Genomic DNA, 678 nt, shown 5'->3' with positions numbered 1-678 from the left:
GGTACGGCTGGACGCGGTGCCCTACATCTGGAAGCAGCTGGGCACCAGCTGCCGCAACCTGCCCCAGGTCCACACCATCGTGCGGATGATCCGGATGATCTGCGAGATCGTCTGCCCCAAAACTGCATCTTCCAGAACTACCTGCGCTGCCACGACGACATCGGCTGGGGCCTTGACTACGATTTCCTGGCCCGGTTCGGGATGCAGGAGGTCCCGCACAAAAAGTACCTGAACGATTTCTTTACCGGCAAGACGGCGAACTCCTTCGCCATCGGGGAGCTGTACAACGACGACCCGCGCCTGGGGGACGCCCGCCTCTGCGGCACCACGGCCTCCCTCTGCGGCATCGAGCGGGCCGGCTTCGCCGGGGACATGGCCGCGCAGGAAAAGGCTGTCCGGCTCGACCTGACCCTTCACGCCTTCATGCTCTCACAGTCGGGCCTCCCTGTGCTGTACAGCGGGGACGAGATCGGCCAGCTCAACGACTACAGCTACAAAGACGACCCCGAAAAAGCTTCGGACAGCCGTTACATCCACCGCGGCGCCTTCCCCTGGGCATTGGCCGCCAACCGCAGCATACCCGGCACGCTGCAAAACGAGCTGTTCCCGGCCCTGCGCCGGATCGAGGAAGCGCGCCGCAGCCACAGCGTCTTTGACGCCGGGGTGCCGTTTCACACC

General features: G+C 64.6%; 1 protein-coding gene and 1 pseudogene. Both read left to right on the top strand.

Features of this window, described 5'->3' with window-relative positions; genetic code table 11:
* Positions 1 to 232, top strand: a 232-nt coding sequence (locus B5E66_RS13655; protein ID WP_446718518.1) for a hypothetical protein, incomplete at its 5' end; no start/stop codon positions are given.
* Positions 202 to 678 (top strand): annotated as a pseudogene (locus tag B5E66_RS12700) (amylosucrase); the annotation flags it as partial. The gene B5E66_RS13655 and the pseudogene B5E66_RS12700, both read left to right, overlap by 31 nt.

Source organism: Faecalibacterium sp. An121, assembly GCF_002160915.1.
GTDB lineage: Bacteria > Bacillota > Clostridia > Oscillospirales > Ruminococcaceae > Faecalibacterium > Faecalibacterium avium.
This window is presented reverse-complemented; position numbering and strand designations above follow the sequence as displayed.